Genomic DNA, 21,978 nt, shown 5'->3' with positions numbered 1-21,978 from the left:
GTACGAAAGTACGGGGCTTTTGTCTTTTCTGCATTCAAAGATTCTGCAGATAAGACTGAATATCTAAACAAAAGGCCATCCTTCAGGATGGCCTTTTGCGTTTCTGAAACCAGAACAATCAGTGATTAGAACTTTGGGAGATCCCGATCCCCGTTTGTGAGCGTACAAACTGAGGATAGAAACGTTCTCTTTCTTTCTGGCCTTCCAGCGAGTTATCTGTAATTGAGAAGAACCAGGTCCCCACGAAGGCAACAATCATTGAGAATAACGCCGGGTATTCATACGGATAAATAGGTTTGGCATGCCCTAAAATCTGCACCCAGATAGTTGGCCCGAGGATCATCAATATGACTGCCGTAAGCAATCCCAGCCAACCCCCAATCATTGCTCCGCGCGTAGTCAGCTTCGACCAGTACATTGAGAGCAAAATAATAGGGAAATTGCAGCTCGCAGCGATGGAGAAAGCCAGACCGACCATGAACGCAATATTCTGTTTTTCAAACAAAATACCCAGGGCAATCGCCACGATCCCTAGCAAGATGACTGTTATCTTCGAAACGCGTAGCTCATCCCGTTCAGTGGCATTCCCATCCTTGATAACACTGGCGTAAAGGTCATGCGATACCGCTGAAGCGCCCGCCAGAGTCAGACCTGCAACAACGGCAAGAATAGTGGCGAAGGCGACGGCAGAGATAAAGCCAAGGAAGAAGCTTCCTCCTACCGCGTCAGCCAGATGGACTGCTGCCATATTATTTCCGCCAAGCAATACACCGCTGGCATCTTTAAAGGCAGGATTTGCACTGACCAGAACGATGGCACCGAAACCGATAATGAAAGTCAGAATATAGAAGTAACCAATAAAACCGGTGGCATAAAACACGCTTTTGCGCGCTTCTTTAGCATCGTTCACCGTGAAGAATCGCATCAGGATATGCGGTAAACCGGCGGTACCGAACATCAGCGCAAGCCCCAGAGACAGAGCCGATATCGGGTCTGAAACCAGTCCGCCCGGACTCATGATTGCAATCCCCTTAGAATGCGCGGCAACGGCCTGGGTAAAGAGCGTGTTAAAGTTAAAGCCGACAGATCTCATGACCATCACGGCCATGAATGTCGCACCGGCCAGTAGCAGAATTGCTTTGATGATTTGCACCCACGTTGTCGCCAGCATCCCGCCAAACAACACATAAAGCACCATCAGGATCCCGACCAGGATCACCGCAACATGGTAGTTAAGACCAAACAGCAGCTGAATTAACTTACCGGCACCGACCATCTGTGCAATCAGATACAATGCGACGACTACCAGCGATCCACAGGCTGAAAGCAGCCGGATGGGTTTCTGCTTCAGACGGTAAGACGCCACGTCGGCAAAGGTATATTTACCCAGGTTTCGCAGACGTTCGGCAATGAGAAACAGGATAATCGGCCAGCCAATCAGGAAACCGATGGAGTAAATCAGTCCATCGTACCCGGACGTGTAAACCAGCGCAGAGATGCCCAGAAAAGACGCAGCTGACATAAAGTCACCGGCAATCGCCATCCCGTTTTGCAGGCCTGTAATGCGTCCGCCCGCAGTGTAGTAATCCTGACGGGATCGCGTGCGTTTTGCTGCCCAATAGGTGATATATAACGTCGCACCAACAAACAGTACGAACATCACAATGGCTTCTATATTAAGAGGCTGACGTTTCACTTCACCTGCAATCCCTTCGGCGGCAAACAAGCTGAAGGGGAAGGCTGAAGCCAACGCCAGTAAAAGGAGAGAGCCGCGACGCGCCTTCATGGCTGTACCTCGCGGATAATATCTGCAGTTAACCGATCAAATTCACCATTCGCACGGATGACATAAATTCCTGTCAGAACGAAAGAGATAACGATCAGTCCCACGCCGACAGGAATACCCCGGGTAATCGTCGCTCCTTCATAAAGTGGGGTTCCCAGCCACTGCGGATCAAAGGCAATGAGCAGGATAAAGGCAACGTACAGGACCAGCGTAATCCCTGAAAGTAACCAGGCAAAACGACTGCGTTTTTGCACCAGTTCCCTGAAGCGCGGATTATTTACAACTCTCTGATAAATGAGATCATTCATCTCAGTGACTCCTGTGAGGCATTGATAGAGTTCACCGCGCCAGGGCGGTGAAAATTACGACGGCACTTTCATTGATTGTTTTTCTTCCAACAATTTGTCGACTACGCCCGGATCCGCCAGCGTAGAGGTATCTCCCAGATTACTGGTGTCGCCGGCAGCAATTTTGCGCAGGATACGGCGCATGATTTTGCCGGAACGGGTTTTAGGTAATGAATCCGTCCAGTGGAGAATGTCTGGTGTAGCGATGGACCCTATCTCTTTACGCACCCAGTTGCGCACTTCGGTATAGAGTTCCGGAGACGGTTCTTCGCCGTGATTGAGAGTGATATAGGCGTAAATAGCCTGCCCTTTGATGTTATGCGGAATACCGACAACAGCGGCTTCGGCAATTTTAGGGTGTGAAACCAGCGCGGATTCAATTTCAGCTGTTCCCAGACGATGGCCGGAAATATTCAGCACGTCATCTACGCGGCCGGTGATCCAGTAATAACCGTCTTCGTCACGACGGGCACCGTCTCCGCTGAAATACATGTTTTTGAACGTTGAGAAATAGGTTTGCTCGAACCGTTCATGATCACCAAACAGAGTACGCGCCTGACCGGGCCATGAATCGGTGATCACCAGATTGCCTTCACACGCACCTTCCTGTGGAACACCTTCGTTATCCAACAGCGCAGGCTGAACGCCAAAGAACGGTCGTGTTGCCGAACCGGCTTTCAACTCAGTGGCCCCCGGCAATGGGGTTATCATGAAGCCGCCGGTTTCGGTTTGCCACCAGGTATCGACAATCGGGCAATGGCTGTTGCCTATTGTTTTGTAGTACCACTCCCAGGCTTCCGGATTAATGGGTTCACCCACCGAGCCCATGATCCGCAGCGATTCACGGCTGGTGCCTTCAATCGCTTTATCGCCTTCAGCCATCAGTGCGCGGATAGCTGTAGGAGCCGTATAGAGGATATTCACTTTATGCTTATCAATGACCTGAGCCATACGAGCAGGCGTCGGATAATTTGGCACACCTTCAAACATCAGGCTGATCGCGCCGCATGCCAGCGGGCCGTAGAGCAGATAACTGTGACCCGTTACCCAGCCGACATCGGCAGTACACCAGTAGATGTCTCCGTCGTGATAATCAAAGGTGTATTTGAATGTCAGAGCGGCATAAACCAGATAGCCGCCGGTGGTGTGCAGCACACCTTTTGGCTTACCCGTCGAGCCGGAGGTATAGAGGATAAACAGCGGATCTTCCGCTTTCATTTCTTCGGCCGGACAATCGGCTGAAACGCCGTCAATGGCATCATGCCACCAGATATCACGGCCTTCTTTCCATTCGCCCTGTTTGCCGGTGCGTTTGAAAATAATGGAATGTGTCACGCTGGTGACGGAAGGATTTTTTAGCGCATCGTCCACATTCTGCTTCAGCGGAATAGTTCGTCCCGCGCGCAGCCCTTCATCCGCGGTGATAACGACTTTGGCGCTGGAGTCGACAATACGGCCAGCGACGGCCTCAGGTGAGAAACCGGCAAAAATAACGGAATGCACGGCACCAATACGCGCGCAGGCCAGCATGGCAACTGCAGCTTCCGGTACCATCGGCATATAAATAGCAACCACGTCGCCTTTTTTAACGCCTAATCCTTTCAGTACATTCGCAAACTGACAGACATCATGGTGAAGCTGCTTATAAGTGACGTGTTTGTTTTCAGCTTTAGGGTCATCGCCTTCCCATATCAACGCTGTCTGGTCGCCTTTTTCCGCTAAATGACGATCCAGACAGTTCGCAGCCAGATTGAGTGTGCCATCTTCAAACCAGCGGATATCGATATTTCCCGGTGCGAATGACGTGTTCTTCACTTTTGTGAAAGGTTTGATCCAGTCCAACACTTTCGCCTGCTCTGCCCAAAATGAATCCGGATCTTCGACAGACTGTTGATAAAACTGCTGATATTTCTCAGGTGTGATCAGGGTACGTTCTGCCACAGAGGCAGGAATAGGATGCTTGTAAACATGGCTCATAGTTTTTCTCCTTTGATTTGTTAATGATATGTCAATCAAAGGTTAAGTGTAGTTTGCGGTTTGGCTTTGTTTGGTTTTTGGGGGTCAGATCACGCAAGCAGCGTAAAAACAGCAGGATATGCGCATGTTCATTGCGGAGCACGCCACACAAATAAAATGTCATGCGGAAGGAAGAAAAAGGGGCAGTTGGTAAAAATTCATGACTGAAAATGTAATAAATTGGTTAAATAAAGCTTAACTCACCTTATCTAATGCGAAAGTTATTATTCATTGCAGAACATTTAATATCATTTATTTTAACCTATAAGTTAATTTTCTTTCATAATGGCAAAGTTTATAGATTAATCCGAGCGTAAAACTCTTAATATTTGCATTGTGCGAATTATTATAACGTTAAATTAAAAATATCAGTATATTGATCTGGCAAGAGAGGGGTGCTCTCTTCGGTACAGCGAATAATATCGCTTAATAGCTGCTTTATGCTTAATAGCTACCGTTACAATCTCAAGGACTTACTATGTTTAACGCCAAGAACAAGACACTGGTTATTGCTTTATCTGCCCTTATTTCTGCTTCAGCTTTCGCAGACGATGTTACAACACCGCCAACAGGAACCGATCAGGGCTCTGGTCGCATTCATTTCACCGGAACCGTTATTAATGCACCTTGCTCCATTGCTCCAGGAGATGAGGACATTAATGTGAACATGGGTCAGGTAGCGAATAAAGTGCTGGAGAGCGGTAATAAATATTCCCAGAACGTTAACTACACCATTCACTTGCAAGGCTGCGACCTGACTGCACAAACTGCGGGTACCGTCGAATATCCGGCGATGTCTAAAGTGGCCGTTTCTTTCGCTGGCACACCTGACAGCAGCGCGACTGAATTGCTGGCAAACACCGGCAGTGCAAAGGGCGCAGGCATTCGTCTGATTGATGCGAACGGCGACCTGCTGAAAGTCGGTGATACCTCAAAAGATATTAACCTTGTCACTGGTAATAATGAGCTGGTGTTTGCTGCGCGCGTTGAAGCCAACTCACAGCCAGTTTCGACCGGTACTATCGTTTCTCAGGCAACGTACGCCCTGAATTATAAATAAGCATTGTTATTATTTAGGGGAGTTATCTCCCCTTTATTTTCCAGGTGCACCTGCGCCAGGGGTTTATGTTTGATCTATAAAAGCAAAAAGTGATTTTATTATGTTGTTTGCGATGGATGGAACATCGACAAGGAAGGGGACTGGCTTTTGGCTTATTTTTCTTTTGTCGGGATGCTTAATTTCAATCAGAAGCCTGGCGGTGGAATTTAATGTTAATTTTATTGATTCTGCCGATCGCAATAACGTCGATCTGTCGCGTTTTCAGGTCGCCAATTACATCGCACCTGGCGAGTACCTGCTGGATGTGATGCTTAATGGTCGTACCTTAGGTGACCAGAGTGTCATTCAATATATTCCGGTAGATGACAATAAAAATAGCCGGTTATGTCTGCCGCCTTCACTGGTGGATAAATTCGATCTGACCAAAGCAGCACGGGAAAAAATAACCCTGTGGCATCACGGCAAATGTACGTCTCTGGATAAATTGCCGGAAGTGACCGCACGTTACGATCAGGAAAGGCAAACGCTTAATATCAGCATTCCGCAAGCCTGGCTGACGTTCCACGACCAGAACTGGGTACCACCTTCTCAATGGGATGAAGGTGTAAACGGCGTTTTGCTCGACTATAACCTGCTGGGTAGCCGTTACATGCCTCAACAAGGGGATACGTCGACCAGTTTCAGCAGCTACGGCACCACCGGGTTTAACCTCGGAGCATGGCGCGCCCGTGCGGATTATCAGTATTCCTCTTCGCGTACCTCAGGTTCACCAGCCAGTGATAATTTCACCTGGACGCAGAAATACTTGTATCGCGCTATACCCTCTATCGGCGCACGCCTGACCGGGGGACAAACGTATCTGAGTTCTGACATTTTCGATTCATTCCGCTTTCTCGGTGCGTCGCTGAACAGCGACCAGCGCATGTTGCCGCCGTCATTGCGCGGCTATGCGCCGCAGGTGACCGGGATTGCCAAAACCAACGCCAAAGTGAGCATCAGCCAGAACGGACGGGTCATCTATCAGACCAACGTCTCGCCGGGGCCGTTCGTCGTTCAGGATCTGACCGAAGCGGTACAGGGCGCGCTGGACGTCAAAATCGAAGAAGAAAATGGCAGCGTCACCACCTATCAGGTGACGACGGCCACCATTCCCTTCCTGACCCGAAAAGGCCAGGTGCGGTTTAAAACGGCCATGGGGAAGCCGACCACCGGCAGCAGCAACCACGTTTTACAGCCGGGTTTTTACAGCGGGGAAATGTCCTGGGGGGCGCTGAATGATTTCTCGCTTTATGGCGGGCTGATTTCGACGACCGGCAATTATCAGGCGCAGGCGCTGGGTATCGGGCAAAACCTGCAAAAACTCGGCGCGGTGTCTTTTGACGTAACGCGCTCTTCAGCGACCGTGCCATATGCGGGTAAACAAACCGGTTTCAGCTATCGCGCCAACTATTCCAAACGGTTCGATTCGACCGGCAGTCAGATCACGTTCGCCGGTTATCGCTTCTCACAAAAGACGTTTATGTCTTTTAACCAGTATCTCGACAAGGTGAACGGCGACGGCTATTCCCGTGATGACAAACAGACCTACACCGTGACGGCTAACCAGTATCTGCCGTGGCCGGCGATCACCTTATATCTGTCGGCGACACATAAGGTCTACTGGAACGAAGATCCGAGTAACAACTACAGCGTCTCAGTGAGCAAGATTTTCGATATCGGCCGCTTTACCGGTGTGTCTGCCACCTTTTCTGCCAGCAAGCTGAATTACCGCAGCACCGATGAAAACCAGATGTTCCTGTCGCTCAGCCTTCCGCTGTCTTCAGGACAACAAATCAGCTACGACGCACAGCAGGATTCACAAAGCGGCTTCTCGCAAACTGCGTCGTATTACAACAGTCAGGATCCAAACAATACCTGGCGCGTTGGCGCGGGGGGAAGTAGTCCTGATGTGCAAAAAGGTAACGGCGTGTTCCGCGCCAACTATCAGCATATGTCGCCGTACGGTCAGTTTGGCGCCAACGGCAGTGTGAAAAATAACGACTACCGTTCGGTGAATGCGAACTGGTACGGCTCATTTACCGCCACCGCAGCGGGTGCGGCCTTGCATCAGAGCAGCGCGGGCAGCGAGCCCCGCATGATGGTGTCCACCGGCGTGAAAGGCATTCCGATAAGCGACGGGGCATCCGTGACTAATGATTACGGCATTGCGGTGGTGAATGGCGTATCCAGCTATCAGACCTCTGATATTCGCGTGGATGTGAACCATTTACCGGATGACGTCGAAGTCTACAGCTCGGTGGTCAGTAAAACGCTGACAGAAGGCGCCATAGGTTTTCGCAAAATCCGTGCAATCAAAGGTGAGCGTCTGATGGCGGTGATCCGCCTGAAAGATGGCAGTCATCCACCGCTGGGAGCGTCAGTCACCGACAACAGCTCTGGTTTTGAAGCCGGATTAATCGGTGACGGCGGTCTGGCCTATCTTGCCGGGGTGTCAGGGGAGAAATCCCTGACTGTCCGCTGGGGAGACGACCAGCAATGCCAGGTTCAGGTGCCGCCGCAGCCTGAAACCCGTTCAGGGCAGGTATTGCTGCCATGCAGATAACGATGAAAAGCGGTCTGAAAGGACCGCACAAGCAAGGGAATAACCTGATGAAAAAAATGATTTTACGCTGTGTAGCCGTACTGATGTTAGCCGGAGCATGTTATCCGGCAATCGCCGCGGTGAACCTTGACCGGACGCGCATCATCTATAACGCCAGCGATAAATCCGTCAGCGTCATGCTCGAGAACCAGAGCAAGGAACTGCCTTATCTGGCGCAGGTTTGGCTGGAGAATGCACAAGGCGAAAAAATTACCTCGCCGCTGGTGGCGTTGCCGCCGATGCAGCGAATTGATGCCGGGCAGAAAAGCCAGATCCGTATCCTGCAACTGCCGGAAACCGCCGGTTTACCGAAAGACCGTGAGTCGCTGTTCTACTTCAACGTGCGCGAGGTGCCGCCAAAAAGTGACATGTCGAACGTGATGCAGGTGGCGATCCAAAGTCGCGTTAAATTGTTCTTCCGCCCCGCAGAACTGAGAAAACAGTTAAAAGCAAACTGGCAGGAACAGCTCCAGGTTTCACGGCTCAGTAACGGGCTGAAACTGACGAATCCGACACCTTTTTACATCACTGTCGGGTATCTGGGTAAAGACAACAAAGGTAATGCATCGGGTTTTGACAGCGTCATGCTGGCGCCGTTTGCAACGGAATCTCTGACCGGCAATCAGTACGTCAGCGACCGTTACAGTCTCGGGTATATGGATGATTACGGCGGTCTTCAGGTCAATCAATACCATTGCCCGTCCGTGCAATGTCAGCTTATCAGTAGGGATGATAAGCGATAACCACCACGTGAGAAGCCGTGACTGACGGATTTACCTTAAAGAAAAAGGATTGTTATGCCTGATATTTGCAGATTATCCATTGGCCGGATGGCAATCATCATCCTGCTATTCTTATTTTCCCGCAGCGCCCTGGCGCTCGATTGTGTGGAGAAAGGCACCGGCATCGTGGATAAGCCGGCGATACCGGTAGGGCAACTGGCTATTCCGGCGAATGTTCCTGTCGGCACCAAGGTCTGGGAATCGAATGACATCAACGTCACGGCTTATTGCGACAATGTATTAGGCTCGATTATCGACGTTGTGCATTTCTACTTTAACCCTAAATCCCAGTCGATTGGTGAAGGGTTATTGCTGGGCGTCAGCTACAACGGGCAGGATCTGGAACAGAACGAGCAGAGACTGAGTACCAACAGCACGCCTATTAGAAAAGGCCAGAACGTGACGGTCAACGTGACGTTTCGTCTTTATATCAAAGTCAGTGGAAATGCGCCTTCCAGCGGGCATTATCAGGGCGCGGACCAGTTCACCGTCTTTCAGCTTGATGGCAGCAGAGGCATTAACAAAACACCCGGCGCTAAAAACCTTAAATACAATCTTTCTGGCTTGCAGGGGATCCGTTTTTTGGCCTGCGGTTCAGACCTGAAAGTGTATCCGGAATCTCAGATTGTCGATTTTGGCGCCATTCAAAGCACGACCCTTTCACGCTCTTCGGGTATTTCACTGCCGTTTGCCATCAAGGCTGTAAAACAAGGATGTCTGGATAATTTCTCACTACAGGCAGAATTTTCAACGGCCAGTCCGCTGCTGGATAACACCGCAATTGACCTTTCAAACGGTGCCAAGCTAATGCTCTATAACGACCAGCAGCAGGCCATTACTTTCAACCGGTACGATAACTTTGCAGAGCTGAACAATGTGAATGAGGTCACCAAAAACTTCACTGCAAAGCTGAGTGCCATCCCGGGAAAAACACTTTCTCTCGGGCAGTTTGATGCGTCGGTGATCGTCAAGATTAACTATTACTGACCGCTAAGATAAGGGAGAACGATATGCTAAGAACGGCAAAACTGCGGGCTCAGGCGCTGGAGGAACCGATCTACTCCGCCCAGGCACCGGAACTCATCGCTGAAAGTCACATTCACGCTCTGCTGCAAACCCTGCGCGAAGATGCCGGATTGAGTAAAACTGAACTGGCCAGACGCCTTGGGATCACGCCACCGGCAATCACCCGTCTTGAGAAGCGGCCAGCTCAGGCAAGCTTTAGCACTTTGTCTCGTTATGCCCAGGCTTGCGGTTATCATTTATATCTCTACTATAAATAAGCAGGCTTCATCCATTTTGCTGTTTTTAAAAAGAATTTTTGAAAACACATAACGCAAACGCAGACTGATTACTTTCTATCAGCATGGTGTTGTCGTCATATTTCTTCAACACCATCGTATCGGTATGCCCGGTGAGAAAAAAACTGTTTATCAGCAGAAGCGAAGAAATACCCCAGTCCATATTATCTATGCTATCTATGTTTATCTGTCTGCTGGTCATTGAATAAGTATCGGTCACTTTGCTCTCCTGAACGTAGTCATAATAAATATTTCTCAGCAAAGTTTTCCTGTTAACCAGTTTTCCTTCCTGATTGTATAAATATGCAGTTCCACTGAGTGAAACTAAAATTTTATGCTTATCAAGAAAGCTAAAGTACAGGGAGGTCACCATTTTCGCTCTCTGATGGTCATATTGTGCTTCCACCATCATACTTCCTCTGCAAGGAATATTAACCGGGAACACATGCTTATCCTTTCTCAGAGACATTCCATATAACACTAACAGTAATGCAGCGACAGGAAGTAATGTAAAAATAATGGCTTTCTTACCCGGAGGAATAAAATTTCTATCACTGATCATGCGTGGTCCTGTCATTTGTATAATAGCTTATGCAAATGCTAGCTTTATGATTTTCATCGGTGCTGCATTGCGCGAGAAACTCCCGCACTGAACCGGTATTTATTGGCGAAGAGAAAATCTCACTTTGAAATATAAGAATATGTCCTGGTTTGCACGAGATATTGTTCTTATGAAGAAAATTTTCTGCCAGTTGGATAAAATCACTCTTACGTGACTGGGAAACCGGGGCCGTCGCGTACAGGCTACAGGATCCGATTTTGGCAATCTCCAGTTCAGCTTTAGGATCGCGCATCTCATTGTAAAAAATGAAAAATGCCCAGACTGTCAGTGCAGTGGTCACTAAAATGCTCATCATAAAATAATGATGATGTTTTCCCTTAGGCGAATCAGGTTCACTGGCATTTTGCCGGAGAACCACAGAATGATTTATAATTTCGTCATCCGGTCGCGCTTCGTTCAGAACAATATCTGGTTCATTATCCACTTCATCGCTATTTTCTACTAATACCTCAGTCTCAATCTTATTGGCACAGGTCTCAATAATGATTTCCTTCGTGATGATAAAGCCTACTTTAGGCACAGTGACGATAAATTGATTCTGGTATCCCAGCGTCGAGACAACCTTACGTAATTTGCTGATACAGTGGTTGAGGTTATTATTGCTAGCGTTCAGACCGTAGTCATCCCATACTTTTTTAAAGAATGTTTCACGCTGGACGACAACGCCTTGTTGCTCGATTAACAATAATAATATTCTCCGTGCAGGATTTGAGACGGCGATCTTACTTTCATCATCATTCAGTAATGAAAGCGAGTTTTCCTCCGGATTGAACACTATTTGATTTTCAATCAGATAAACCATGGGCATTCCACTCCTCCCTGTTTAGAATATTCGGTCATTTCCGCTGCATCAGTTAATTAGTACAGTACTGCTTTACGGAGGTTTTTTCTTTATATACTGCTTCACAGAGGGCAGTTAGTATAAACCCTTCTATTTTAAAAACAGATTTCTGTAGTAAATGTTTACAGAGCAGTTGATTGAAATGTAAATGGCCGGGATATGAAGCAGGAAAAGTATAATAAATCACGTACGGAATTTTAGTAGTACGTGATTTACGGAGTATCAGCGCAGGTACTGGCCGGAGATGTCGATATGCTGGCGATCAAAGTCGACAATAATGTCAGTGCCCAGAGGGAGCGTTAACATCGGATGCGTATGGCAACAGTCGAAACCATCGACAAGGGGAATGTTCTGGCCATTCAGAACTTCCAGCAGAACATCCGCCGGCTGTCTGCCCGTGCCGGCATTATCGAACAGCTCATGTTTTCCGAGCAGAATGGCGCTCACCCGGTCGAAAACCCCGCTTAATTTCAGCATCGAGAAAGAGCGTTCAACGGTGGCAATATCTTTCAGGCTGTCTTCAATAAACAAAATGTCGCCCCGACGAATTTCCGGCATATAAAGGCTACCCCAGATGCCTGACAGGGTATTCAGATTCCCGCCAATTACCCGTCCTTCGATACGTCCATTCCCCAGAAAGCGGCAGTTATTCGCATACAATTTTTTGGCTCTGACTGGCGTGACGTCATTCCAGTTGAGCTTTTCGTCAGTCCAGCGATCTGGAAGAGGATAACGGTAAGGCACGTTGTGTCGGGTCATCAGGATGTCGGCAAAAGAAGCCCAGGTTTCCTCAACCAGCGGAGGGAACTCGCCGAAAGAGGCCACCAGCGCCGGGCCGTAAAATGTGATGAGGCCAGTCTGGGCATAAATTCCGGCCAGAAGTGCTGTGGTATCGGAATACCCGATAATGATTTTCGGGTCGGCGCGCAGCGCATCGTAGTCCAGATAAGGCAGCAGGGAATTGCTGTTATTGCCTCCAATCGTCGACATCACACAACGCACCTGCGGGTCGCGGATCAGTTGATTGAATTCTGCGGCTCTGGCGGCAACTGAACCTGAACGGTAATAGTCAGAATGCCCCGTCAGTGAGCCTTCTTTTAGCACAAACCCTTTTTCCTCGAGGAATTTCTTTCCACGAGAAAAACGCTCAGGTGCCGTTGCAGTAACAGGTGACGATGCAGAAAAAAAACCAATGGTGTCACCGGTTTTCAACGCAGAAGCGATTAGCGGAGTTGTGGACGAAGGCATTTTATATCCTATAAATTTGCTCAATGTTCAATCTGCAATGTATCAGCTCAAGTGCAGGTTTAATATGAGTTTATAGGAGGTACTAATGGAGGATTTCACAGAAGAACAGGAGAGTATGGAGGATGGCGTATCTCCAAAAGCAAAAAACCCGCCATAGGCGGGTTTCTTTAAATAGGGTGCCCGGACTCGGACTAACGCCGCAGGCGTTTGAACAACGGCTGTGCCGTTGGCCCGCAGGGCGAGCCTGTTAAGGCGAGTCATCGAACGAAGTTCGATGGAGAGTCCGTATCTCCAAAAGCAAAAAACCCGCCATAGGCGGGTTTCTTTAAATATGGTGCCCGGACTCGGAATCGAACCAAGGACACAGGGATTTTCAATCCCTTGCTCTACCGACTGAGCTATCCGGGCAACGGGGCGCATTAAACCGTATTGGGCCTGCGCCGTCAACGGCTTTGTCATCTAAAACACATAAAACGCGTTCGTTTGCTGTCTTTTCATTCAAAAAAGCGAATTCCCGTGGCTGAAGACCGGAGAAGTCAGGAAAGCGCGCCATGTTCGCGGCAACGGGCCACGTTCAGCACATCTTCTGCCAGACGGCGGGCGACTTCTACGTCGTTCAGCTGGCGTTTCACCAGCAATTTACTCAGACACCCTTCCAGGATGAGTTCCATCTGCTGAGCGACCATTTCGGCATCATCCGACCCCATTTCCTGTAAAAGCGCCAGCGTGTAGTCGTAGGATGCCCGTTTCTGTTGCTGAGCGAGCTGATGGATCGGTGTGTCGCTGTCAGGGAAAAACGTACAGGCGGCAATAAACAGGCAACCCGGATACCGTTGCTGGCGCACCTGCTCATCCAGCACTTTGTAACGAGCCAGTAATTTCTGCGGGGCAGAAAGGGATTCATCAAGCATCAGCTGACGGCGCCAGATATCAATCTGTTCACCGTGATAACGCAGGCTGTCATAAAGCAGAGCGTCGGCATCCGGCCAGAAATGGCGTAATTCATTGAGCGGAACATCCACCAGTTCGGCGACAGTTTCCAGTGACAATGTTGCAAGGCCACGTTGTTCCAAAAGATTAAGGGTTTTATCGAGAACTTGTTCACGTAGCACGTTTGCCTCCTCACAATTCGCGTACTTCAAAAGGTAGTGTCGTTTAAGGGCGGGTTTTCTGCAAATGCGCCCTGAACTCTGCGGCATTCATAAACCCTGTTACCCTCGACTGTGGCAACTCATGTCCATCAGGCCCGAAAAACAAAATCGTCGGCAGACCCAGAACCTTCAAACGCTCTAATAACGCTTTCTGCTCCACGGAGTTTTGAGTGACATCAGCCTGCAGCAATAAGGTATTCGTCAGTTCATTCTGCACTTCTGGCGCTGAGAAGGTATATTTTTCGAACTCTTTACACGCCACGCACCAGTCGGCGTACAAATCCAGCATGACGCGTTTGCCCTGCGCGCCCTGAAGGGCGGCGTTTAGCTCACCGACATTATGAATTTTCTGGAAATTCAGCGCGTGCTGCGGCGCAGCCGTGTCACCGGCTGGCGTAAATGCCCAGTCCTGTAACGGACGGCTGACAATCAGTGCTGCCGCAAGAAAGACTAACTGCAGCACCCGAACCACGCCTCGCTGGCTTTTCAGGCTCAAGGCCAGCGCCCAGCCGAAGAAGGCCACGCCGAGCAGACTCCACAAACGCAGTCCCCAGGTATCGCCAATCACACGTTCAAGCAGGAAAACCGGTAGCGCCAGTATCACAAAGCCAAAACCTTCTTTGACGTATTGCATCCAGGGTCCGCTGCGTGGCAGTAGTTTGTTGCCAAACATCGTGACGATGATCAGCGGAATGCCCATCCCCAGCGCATACAAATACAGCGTGCCAGCGCCCGCCAGCAGATTCCCGCTCTGCGCGATATACAACAAAATCGCGCTAAGCGGTGCGGTAGTGCAGGGCGAGCAAATCAGTCCCGCCAGAGCACCCATAACAAAGACGCCGGGCAGCGAACCGCCTTTTTGTTCATTACTCCACAAGGCGAGCCGGGTTTGAACAGAAGAAGGAAGTTGCAGGCTGAATGTGCCGAACATCGACAGTGCCAGTGCAATGAACATCACCGAAAGCACAATCAGTACCCACGGACTTTGCAGCGCCGCCTGAAACTGCAAACCGGCTGCGGCCACTACCATGCCGAGCAGCGTATATGTCAGCGCCATGCCCTGTACGTAAACCAGTGCCAGCAGGAAAATACGCTTCATGCTGTGAGGGCGCTGGCGCCCGAGAATGATGCCTGAAATCAACGGATACATCGGCAGTACGCAAGGCGTAAAGGCAATGCCGATGCCGATCAGCAAGGCCCATAGCGGGGAGAACGGCAGTGGTGTTGATTGTGTTTCAGGCGTCGCGATAACCGCAGCTTTATCCGTTGCTGGCATGCTGGCGCGTTCCGGTTGTGTCACGGCACTCAGCGGAACCTCACGGGTTTCCGGCGGGTAACAGAATCCTGCAGCGGCACAGCCCTGATAAGTGACACGAACGGTCGCATCGGCGCTTGCCTGACGTATCGGCACGACAATATTTAGCGCGTTTTCATAAACTTCGCTGTCACCGAAAAATTCGTCGTGATGATCACGTCCCTTCGGCAAAAGGAAGGCGGCGAGCTGCGCATTCTTCGGTTCAAGCTCAATTTTACTGCGGTACAGATAATAGCCGTCGCGGATTTGCCAGCTAAGTCTGAGGTCATGCCCCTGCTGCTGAAAATCAAAACTGAAAGCCTGATCAACCGGCACAAACTGAGGTGCCGCAGGTTTTCCAAACAGAGAAGCATTGGCGTGCAGCGGCAGTAAACACAGGCTGCAAAGCAGGAAGAAAATTCGAAGAATGCGGTGATCCATGCGGAGTAAAGCTCTCTTTGTCGCGGCAGGAGTTCAGCCACTGAGTGATTCGACAGAAGAAGCGGACGGCTTCATGCCGCAGCGCGTTAATGAAAGGCGAGTATACCCCGCGCAATCGGTGAGCAGAAAGCCCTGCCGGTGCTGAAGGTGGTCTGACGCGGGAAGAATGCCGAAAAAACGGGGGCCGCAACCCCCGGAAAAACTGTCAGAGAATAATACTGCCGAAGCCAAATCCGAAAAGTACCGACAGGAACACGCCGATGGTGCCCGGGATAAAGAACGGATGGTTGAAGACGAAACGTCCGATGCGCGTGGTGCCGGTGTCATCCATCTGCACGGCAGCAACCAGCGTCGGGTAGGTCGGCAGAATGAATAAACCGGAAACGGCAGCAAAAGAACCCACGGCGGTCAGCGGCGATACGCTCAGCGCCAGCGCCATCGGCAACAGGGCTTTGGTGGTGGCAGCTTGTGAATACAACAGCGCAGAGCTGAAGAAGAAAATCACCGCCAGCAGCCACGGATGCGCCTGAATCAGGGTGCCTGCCGTTTCTTTGATCCAGCCGAGATTGGCCTGCACAAAAGTGTCACCCAGCCAGGCGACACCGAGAATACAAATACAGGCGCTCATGCCGGATTTAAAGGTGCTGGAGGACAGAATCGAGTCTGTATCAATACTGCACAGCAGAGTAATCAACGTCGCGACGCTGAGCATGATAATCAGAATGGCGCTATTAGTGGTCATCACCGGTTGCGCGACCCAGCCCAGACTCGGACTGTTGATCACCGCGTATCCGACCACGCCAAAAACGCCGAGCAGGAACAACAGCACGGAGAGTTTTGCGCCCGGTTTGATTTCCATGACCTTATCGCCACGCAGCTCAATCAGCCCTTCTTCATAACGTTTCAGGTAAACCGGATCGTTGGAAAGTTTGGAGTCAAAACACCAGCTGACTATCAGCGACATGAGGATCACAGCGGCAAGCGTTGCCGGGATCATCACCATCAGCAGATGCAGATAACTGACACCGTGGCCTTCCATCGTTGACGCCATATAAACAACGGCAGCAGAAATGGGGGATGCGGTAATCGCTATCTGAGCGGAAACGACGGCCGTCGAAAGCGGACGGCAGGGTCTGATTCCCTGTTCTTTCGCCACTTCTGAAATAACGGGCAGTGCTGAAAGAGAGATGTTGCCGGTGCCTGCCATAATCGTCAGGAAATAGGTCACGACAGGCGCGAGGAGAGTAATGTGCTTTGGATTACGGCGCAGCAGCTTTTCGGTTTGCTGCACCAGATAATCCATCCCGCCCGCTACCTGCATGGTCGAAATAGCCGCGATCACCGCCATGATGATGGAGATAACATCAAAAGGGATGGTACCCGGTTTAACGCCAATCAGCGTTAGCACCAGCACGCCCAGTCCTCCGGCGAAGCCGATGCCGATACCGCCCAGGCGAGCACCGAGGAAAATCGCTGCCAGTACAATAATAAGTTCGATGATTAGCATGGTTGTCCGTCCATAATCCTGCCACTCCTTAAGGGGTTGATAATTAATAAGGAATTGATAATTAATTGTTATGTAAATGTTGTGTCTTAAAAAGTAAAAAGGCCCGTTATTCCGCAGAATAACGAGCCTCTAAAAGGTCAGTAATTTAATCTGTTACTGTTCATTTTCATCGGTATAGCGTTTCGCTTTGTAGGCCGGATGCTTCAGGTTCTCGATAGAGAAAATGTCGTCCAGTTCGGCTTCTGTCAGCAGGCCGCGCTCAAGCACCACTTCTCTTACACTCTTGCCGGTTTCCGCGCAGATCTTCCCGACAATATCGCCATTGTGATGGCCGATGAACGGGTTGAGATAGGTGACGATACCGATAGAGTTGAAGACGTAGAACTCACACACTTCTTTGTTGGCCGTAATGCCGTTGATGCATTTTTCCAGCAAGTTGTAGCAGGCGTTGGTCAGGATATGCACTGACTCAAACATCGCCTGACCAATCACCGGTTCCATCACGTTCAGCTGTAACTGACCTGCTTCGGCAGCCATGGTGACGCACACGTCGTTACCGATGACTTTGAAGCACACCTGGTTCACCACTTCCGGGATAACCGGGTTAACTTTGGCTGGCATGATTGAAGAACCGGCCTGCAATTCTGGCAGATTGATTTCGTTCAGGCCAGCGCGCGGGCCGGAAGAGAGAAGGCGCAGGTCGTTACAGATTTTAGAAAGTTTAACCGCCAGACGTTTCAGCGAACTGTGAACCATCACATAGGCGCCGCAGTCCGAGGTTGCTTCGATCAGGTCTTCGGCTGGCACGCAGGCCAGGTTACTGACTTCAGCCAGCTTCTCTACTGCCAGTTGCTGATACCCTTCCGGCGTGTTCAGACGTGTACCGATTGCCGTCGCGCCGAGATTCACTTCCAGCAGTAATTCGCCGGTGCGCATCAGGTTGCGGGTCTCTTCTTTGAGCAGCACGTTGAAGGCGTGGAATTCCTGGCCGAGGGTCATCGGAACCGCATCCTGCAACTGCGTGCGTCCCATTTTGATGATGTTTTCGAACTCTACCGCTTTACGCTCGAAACCGTCGCCCAGCTGAGAAATAGCATCAACCAGTTTCAGCAAAGAGGTGTACACGGCAATACGAAAACCCGTCGGGTAGGCATCATTGGTGGACTGGCATTTGTTCAGATGATCGTTTGGATTCAGGAACTGGTAATCGCCTTTCTGGTGTCCCATCAGTTCCAGACCAATGTTCGCCAGCACTTCATTCGTGTTCATATTTACCGAGGTTCCCGCGCCGCCCTGATAGACGTCGATAGGGAACTGGTCCATGCATTTGCCTTTATCAAGCACTTCGTCGCACGCCTGAATAATGATGTCCGCAATATGACGTGGGATGGTACGCAACTCTTTATTGGCCAGAGCCGCCGCCTTTTTCACCATCACCATGCCACGAACAAACTCAGGGACATCGCTGATCTTGGTGTTGCTGATATAGAAGTTTTCAATCGCCCGCAGGGTGTGAATGCCGTAATAAGCTTCTGCCGGTACTTCGCGCGTGCCCAGCAGGTCTTCCTCGATACGAATGGTGTTTGACATGAGAACCTTCTCTTCGGTACTGAATGCGTTATGCGATGTTTAAAATTATGTTACTTGCCGTGGTAAATATAAAACGATCAACCGTTGTTTTGGCAACGAAGGCGATCATATGCTGCTTCAGGCGAATTGCACGTACTAAGATCACTATCCTGCCCTATTACTGTGCATGTTTTTGGTATCTGTGAGAATTCTCACAATTCATTCAGCGGCTCAATTAAATCAGGTCTGACGCTTGAAATCACGGTGATGTAGCACCATGTCAGTGTAGTCAGCCTGCATTTCTTTGAAAGCAAAGATCCTGAGCAGGCACTTATTCCTGGTTTCGATGACCTCTGTGACGGCATTTTACAACAGAATTTTCGGAGCCTAATTACAAGGAGAACGCGGTGCGCTGGTTACCGTTATTACTGTTATTTCTGCTGGCCTACATTGAAATCACCTTATTTATCAAGGTGGCTGCGTTTGTCGGTGTTGCCACAACATTATTGCTGGTGGTGTTTACCTCCTGCGTAGGCGTTTCTCTGGTGAAGAATCAGGGCATGAAAACCTTTATGCAGTTGCAGGAAAAGCTGGCACTCGGTGAAAGCCCGGCGGCTGAGATGGTAAAGAGTGTCTCACTGGTGATTGCCGGTTTCCTGTTGCTGGTTCCGGGTTTCTTTACCGATTTCCTTGGGTTGCTGCTGCTGTTGCCGCCTATCCAGAAACGCCTGACCTTAAAACTGATGCCGCACCTGAACATTGTCCGCTCTGGCGGCAACTGGGGGAGCAGTGCGCCGACAGGAAATACCTTTGACGGCGAGTTTCAGCGCACGGATGAAACGCAGGAACGTCTGGTTTCACCAAAAAAAGATGACGACACAGAGCACCGCGATCGCTAATCTCTGTGGCCTTGATTGTTAAAAGATTGTTGGGAAGTGCTGCGAAAGCCGATTTTTGGCGGTCAGAGCAGCGAAAGAAAAAGCGAAAATTTTTCTGTTCTTCCCCCTTGAAGGGCAGGGTATCGCCCCCATTAAACAAACCACGAGGCCAGGCAGGTTTTGCCAGGCATTCAACCCTAAAAATAGATATGGACCCGCTCACAGGAGAGTTATCAATGAAAATTCGTCCATTGCATGACCGCGTTATCGTCAAGCGTAAAGAAGTAGAATCTAAATCCGCTGGCGGCATCGTTCTGACTGGCTCAGCTGCTGGTAAATCTACCCGTGGCGAAATCCTTGCTGTCGGCCATGGTCGCATTCTGGAAAACGGTGAAGTTAAAGCGCTGGACGTGAAAGTTGGCGACATCGTCATTTTCAACGACGGTTACGGCGTGAAAGCTGAGAAGATCGACAATGAAGAAGTGTTGATCATGTCTGAGAGCGACATTCTGGCAATCGTAGAAGCCTGATCGTCCCCCCGATCCACTTTTTTCTGAACAGAACGAATTTAAGGGAAATTAACAATGGCAGCTAAAGAAGTAAAATTCGGTAACGACGCCCGTGTGAAAATGCTGCGTGGCGTAAACATCCTTGCTGATGCAGTAAAAGTGACCCTGGGCCCTAAAGGCCGCAACGTGGTTTTGGACAAATCTTTCGGCGCACCAACCATCACTAAAGACGGCGTGTCCGTTGCACGTGAAATCGAACTGGAAGACAAGTTCGAAAACATGGGTGCACAGATGGTGAAAGAAGTCGCGTCCAAAGCGAACGATGCAGCGGGTGACGGTACCACTACCGCAACCGTTCTGGCTCAAGCCATCATCACCGAAGGCCTGAAAGCTGTTGCCGCCGGTATGAACCCGATGGATCTGAAACGTGGTATCGACAAAGCTGTCGTTCACGCGGTTGAAGAACTGAAAAAACTGTCTGTTCCTTGCGCTGACTCTAAAGCTATCGCACAGGTAGGCACCATCTCCGCTAACTCCGACGAAACCGTAGGTAAACTCATCGCTGAAGCGATGGAGAAAGTCGGTAAAGAAGGCGTGATCACCGTTGAAGAAGGTACCGGCCTGCAAGACGAGCTGGACGTTGTTGAAGGTATGCAATTCGACCGCGGTTACCTGTCTCCATACTTCATCAACAAACCAGAAACCGGTTCTGTTGAACTTGAAAGCCCGTTCATCCTGCTGGCTGACAAGAAAATTTCTAACATTCGCGAAATGCTGCCAGTACTGGAAGCCGTTGCTAAAGCCGGTAAACCACTGCTGATCATCGCTGAAGACGTTGAAGGCGAAGCCCTGGCGACTCTGGTGGTGAACACCATGCGTGGCATCGTGAAAGTGGCTGCGGTTAAAGCACCAGGCTTCGGCGACCGCCGTAAAGCTATGCTGCAAGACATCGCAACTCTGACCGGTGGTACCGTTATCTCTGAAGAGATCGGTCTGGAGCTGGAAAAAGCGACTCTGGAAGATATGGGGCAGGCTAAACGCGTTGTTATCAACAAAGACACCACCATCATCATTGATGGCGTTGGCGAAGAAGCAACTATCCAGGGCCGTGTTTCTCAGATCCGTCAGCAGATCGAAGAAGCGACTTCTGATTACGACCGTGAAAAACTGCAAGAGCGTGTGGCTAAACTGGCAGGCGGCGTAGCTGTTCTGAAAGTTGGCGCAGCGACTGAAGTTGAAATGAAAGAGAAGAAAGCTCGCGTTGAAGATGCCCTGCACGCAACCCGTGCTGCGGTAGAAGAAGGCGTGGTTGCTGGTGGTGGTGTTGCGCTGATCCGCGTTGCTCACACTCTGGCGAACCTGACCGGCGACAACGACGACCAGAACGTGGGTATCCGCGTTGCTCTGCGCGCAATGGAAGCTCCACTGCGTCAGATCGTTGTGAACGCAGGCGAAGAAGCTTCTGTTATCGCTAACAAAGTGAAAGCGGGCGAAGGCAGCTTCGGCTACAACGCTTACACCGAAGAATACGGCGACATGATCGCAATGGGTATTCTGGATCCAACTAAAGTGACCCGTTCTGCTCTGCAGTACGCGTCTTCTGTAGCTGGCCTGATGATCACCACTGAGTGCATGATCACCGACCTGCCTAAAGACGATAAAGTCGATATGGGCGGCGCTGGCGGTATGGGTGGCATGGGCGGTATGGGCGGCATGATGTAATCATTCCCCTGCGTTCATCCGCAGGTACGCAAAATCAGCGGGCATTTTTGCTCATTGAGATTACGTACTGAAGAAACCCGGTCTGAAAAGGCCGGGTTTTTTTATTTGACCATTTTTTATCAGGTTCAGTAAGATAACTCTCATTGTCACCGGTCATTAACGTGTAGACTCATTTTTGCGTGACTTTCGGATTGTTTCCGATAGCGCAAACCTTGGGCAGACGTGGCAACGGATGCCTAAGAGAGCCAGGTGTTTTCTGATAG

Annotated in this window: 18 protein-coding genes and 1 tRNA gene; 8 read left to right on the top strand and 11 right to left on the bottom strand. The window is 50.1% G+C overall.

The features are described from left to right. Positions 1-118 precede the first annotated feature (118 nt). Genes actP through acs form a run of 3 tightly spaced genes read right to left on the bottom strand, consistent with a single transcriptional unit; the run spans position 119 to position 4,110 of the window. A complete protein-coding gene (gene actP / locus J1778_RS14135) occupies positions 119-1,786 on the bottom strand; it encodes a cation/acetate symporter ActP (protein ID WP_217173689.1) in 1,668 nt (555 codons plus the stop codon). After that, positions 1,783-2,094 (bottom strand): DUF485 domain-containing protein, encoded by a 312-nt coding sequence (locus tag J1778_RS14130; protein WP_120509848.1) that lies wholly within the window; start codon positions 2,092-2,094, stop codon positions 1,783-1,785. The genes actP and J1778_RS14130 overlap by 4 nt, the downstream gene beginning before the upstream one ends. 54 nt (positions 2,095-2,148) lie before the next feature. Further along, entirely contained in the window at positions 2,149-4,110 is a 1,962-nt protein-coding gene (gene acs / locus J1778_RS14125) for an acetate--CoA ligase (protein ID WP_217173688.1), read from the bottom strand. 517 nt (positions 4,111-4,627) lie between these two features. On the opposite strand from acs, the gene J1778_RS14120 reads away from it, so the two are divergent. The 5 genes from J1778_RS14120 to J1778_RS14100 all read left to right on the top strand — a co-directional run bounded on the left by J1778_RS14120 (position 4,628) and on the right by J1778_RS14100 (position 9,915). Further along, positions 4,628-5,209 (top strand): fimbrial protein, encoded by a 582-nt coding sequence (locus J1778_RS14120; protein ID WP_217173687.1) that lies wholly within the window; start codon positions 4,628-4,630, stop codon positions 5,207-5,209. 199 nt (positions 5,210-5,408) lie between these two features. Further along, positions 5,409-7,811 carry a fimbria/pilus outer membrane usher protein gene (locus J1778_RS14115; protein ID WP_284004926.1) on the top strand — a complete coding sequence of 801 codons (2,403 nt, stop codon included), beginning with the start codon at positions 5,409-5,411 and terminating at the stop codon, positions 7,809-7,811. Between the two features lie 56 nt (positions 7,812-7,867). Further along, positions 7,868-8,593 carry a fimbrial biogenesis chaperone gene (locus J1778_RS14110; protein WP_420804081.1) on the top strand — a complete coding sequence of 242 codons (726 nt, stop codon included), beginning with the start codon at positions 7,868-7,870 and terminating at the stop codon, positions 8,591-8,593. Positions 8,594-8,680: 87 nt separating this feature from the next. Then, entirely contained in the window at positions 8,681-9,619 is a 939-nt protein-coding gene (locus J1778_RS14105) for a fimbrial protein (RefSeq protein ID WP_420804080.1), read from the top strand. Between the two features lie 23 nt (positions 9,620-9,642). Continuing rightward, positions 9,643-9,915, top strand: coding sequence for a helix-turn-helix domain-containing protein (locus J1778_RS14100; protein WP_217173684.1), 273 nt, complete (start codon positions 9,643-9,645; stop codon positions 9,913-9,915). 25 nt (positions 9,916-9,940) lie between these two features. Here J1778_RS14100 and J1778_RS14095 read toward each other — a convergent pair whose 3' ends face one another. The 8 genes from J1778_RS14095 to aspA all read right to left on the bottom strand — a co-directional run bounded on the left by J1778_RS14095 (position 9,941) and on the right by aspA (position 18,627). Beyond that, positions 9,941-10,495 (bottom strand): FidL-like protein, encoded by a 555-nt coding sequence (locus J1778_RS14095; protein WP_217173683.1) that lies wholly within the window; start codon positions 10,493-10,495, stop codon positions 9,941-9,943. Continuing rightward, entirely contained in the window at positions 10,485-11,357 is an 873-nt protein-coding gene (locus tag J1778_RS14090) for a winged helix-turn-helix domain-containing protein (RefSeq protein WP_238484709.1), read from the bottom strand. The genes J1778_RS14095 and J1778_RS14090 overlap by 11 nt, the downstream gene beginning before the upstream one ends. Positions 11,358-11,618: 261 nt before the next feature. Further along, positions 11,619-12,644 (bottom strand): S66 family peptidase, encoded by a 1,026-nt coding sequence (locus J1778_RS14085; RefSeq protein WP_217173681.1) that lies wholly within the window; start codon positions 12,642-12,644, stop codon positions 11,619-11,621. A 332-nt stretch (positions 12,645-12,976) separates the two neighbouring features. After that, positions 12,977-13,052 (bottom strand) — tRNA-Phe (locus J1778_RS14080). A 128-nt stretch (positions 13,053-13,180) separates the two neighbouring features. Further along, a complete protein-coding gene (dicD, locus tag J1778_RS14075) occupies positions 13,181-13,756 on the bottom strand; it encodes a division control transcriptional repressor DicD (RefSeq protein WP_217173680.1) in 576 nt (191 codons plus the stop codon). A 43-nt stretch (positions 13,757-13,799) separates the two neighbouring features. Beyond that, positions 13,800-15,530: a protein-disulfide reductase DsbD gene (locus J1778_RS14070; RefSeq protein ID WP_217173679.1), complete on the bottom strand. Its 1,731-nt coding sequence runs from the start codon at positions 15,528-15,530 to the stop codon at positions 13,800-13,802. Between the two features lie 205 nt (positions 15,531-15,735). Next, positions 15,736-17,037, bottom strand: a complete 1,302-nt coding sequence (locus J1778_RS14065; RefSeq protein ID WP_217173678.1) for an anaerobic C4-dicarboxylate transporter — start codon at positions 17,035-17,037, stop codon at positions 15,736-15,738. Between the two features lie 153 nt (positions 17,038-17,190). After that, on the bottom strand, positions 17,191-18,627 hold the full coding sequence (gene aspA / locus J1778_RS14060; protein ID WP_112289751.1) for an aspartate ammonia-lyase: 1,437 nt from the start codon (positions 18,625-18,627) through the stop codon (positions 17,191-17,193). Between the two features lie 386 nt (positions 18,628-19,013). Between aspA and J1778_RS14055 the strand changes: the two genes are divergently transcribed. The 3 genes from J1778_RS14055 to groL all read left to right on the top strand — a co-directional run bounded on the left by J1778_RS14055 (position 19,014) and on the right by groL (position 21,715). Beyond that, positions 19,014-19,505: an FxsA family protein gene (locus J1778_RS14055; protein ID WP_217173677.1), complete on the top strand. Its 492-nt coding sequence runs from the start codon at positions 19,014-19,016 to the stop codon at positions 19,503-19,505. 215 nt (positions 19,506-19,720) lie between these two features. Then, positions 19,721-20,014, top strand: a complete 294-nt coding sequence (locus J1778_RS14050) for a co-chaperone GroES (RefSeq protein WP_009636718.1) — start codon at positions 19,721-19,723, stop codon at positions 20,012-20,014. A gap of 54 nt (positions 20,015-20,068) precedes the next feature. Continuing rightward, a complete protein-coding gene (groL, locus tag J1778_RS14045) occupies positions 20,069-21,715 on the top strand; it encodes a chaperonin GroEL (RefSeq protein ID WP_217173676.1) in 1,647 nt (548 codons plus the stop codon). Positions 21,716-21,978: the final 263 nt, after the last annotated feature.

This window comes from Rahnella bonaserana (genome assembly GCF_019049675.1).
Taxonomy (GTDB): Bacteria; Pseudomonadota; Gammaproteobacteria; order Enterobacterales; family Enterobacteriaceae; genus Rahnella; species Rahnella bonaserana.
This window is presented reverse-complemented; position numbering and strand designations above follow the sequence as displayed.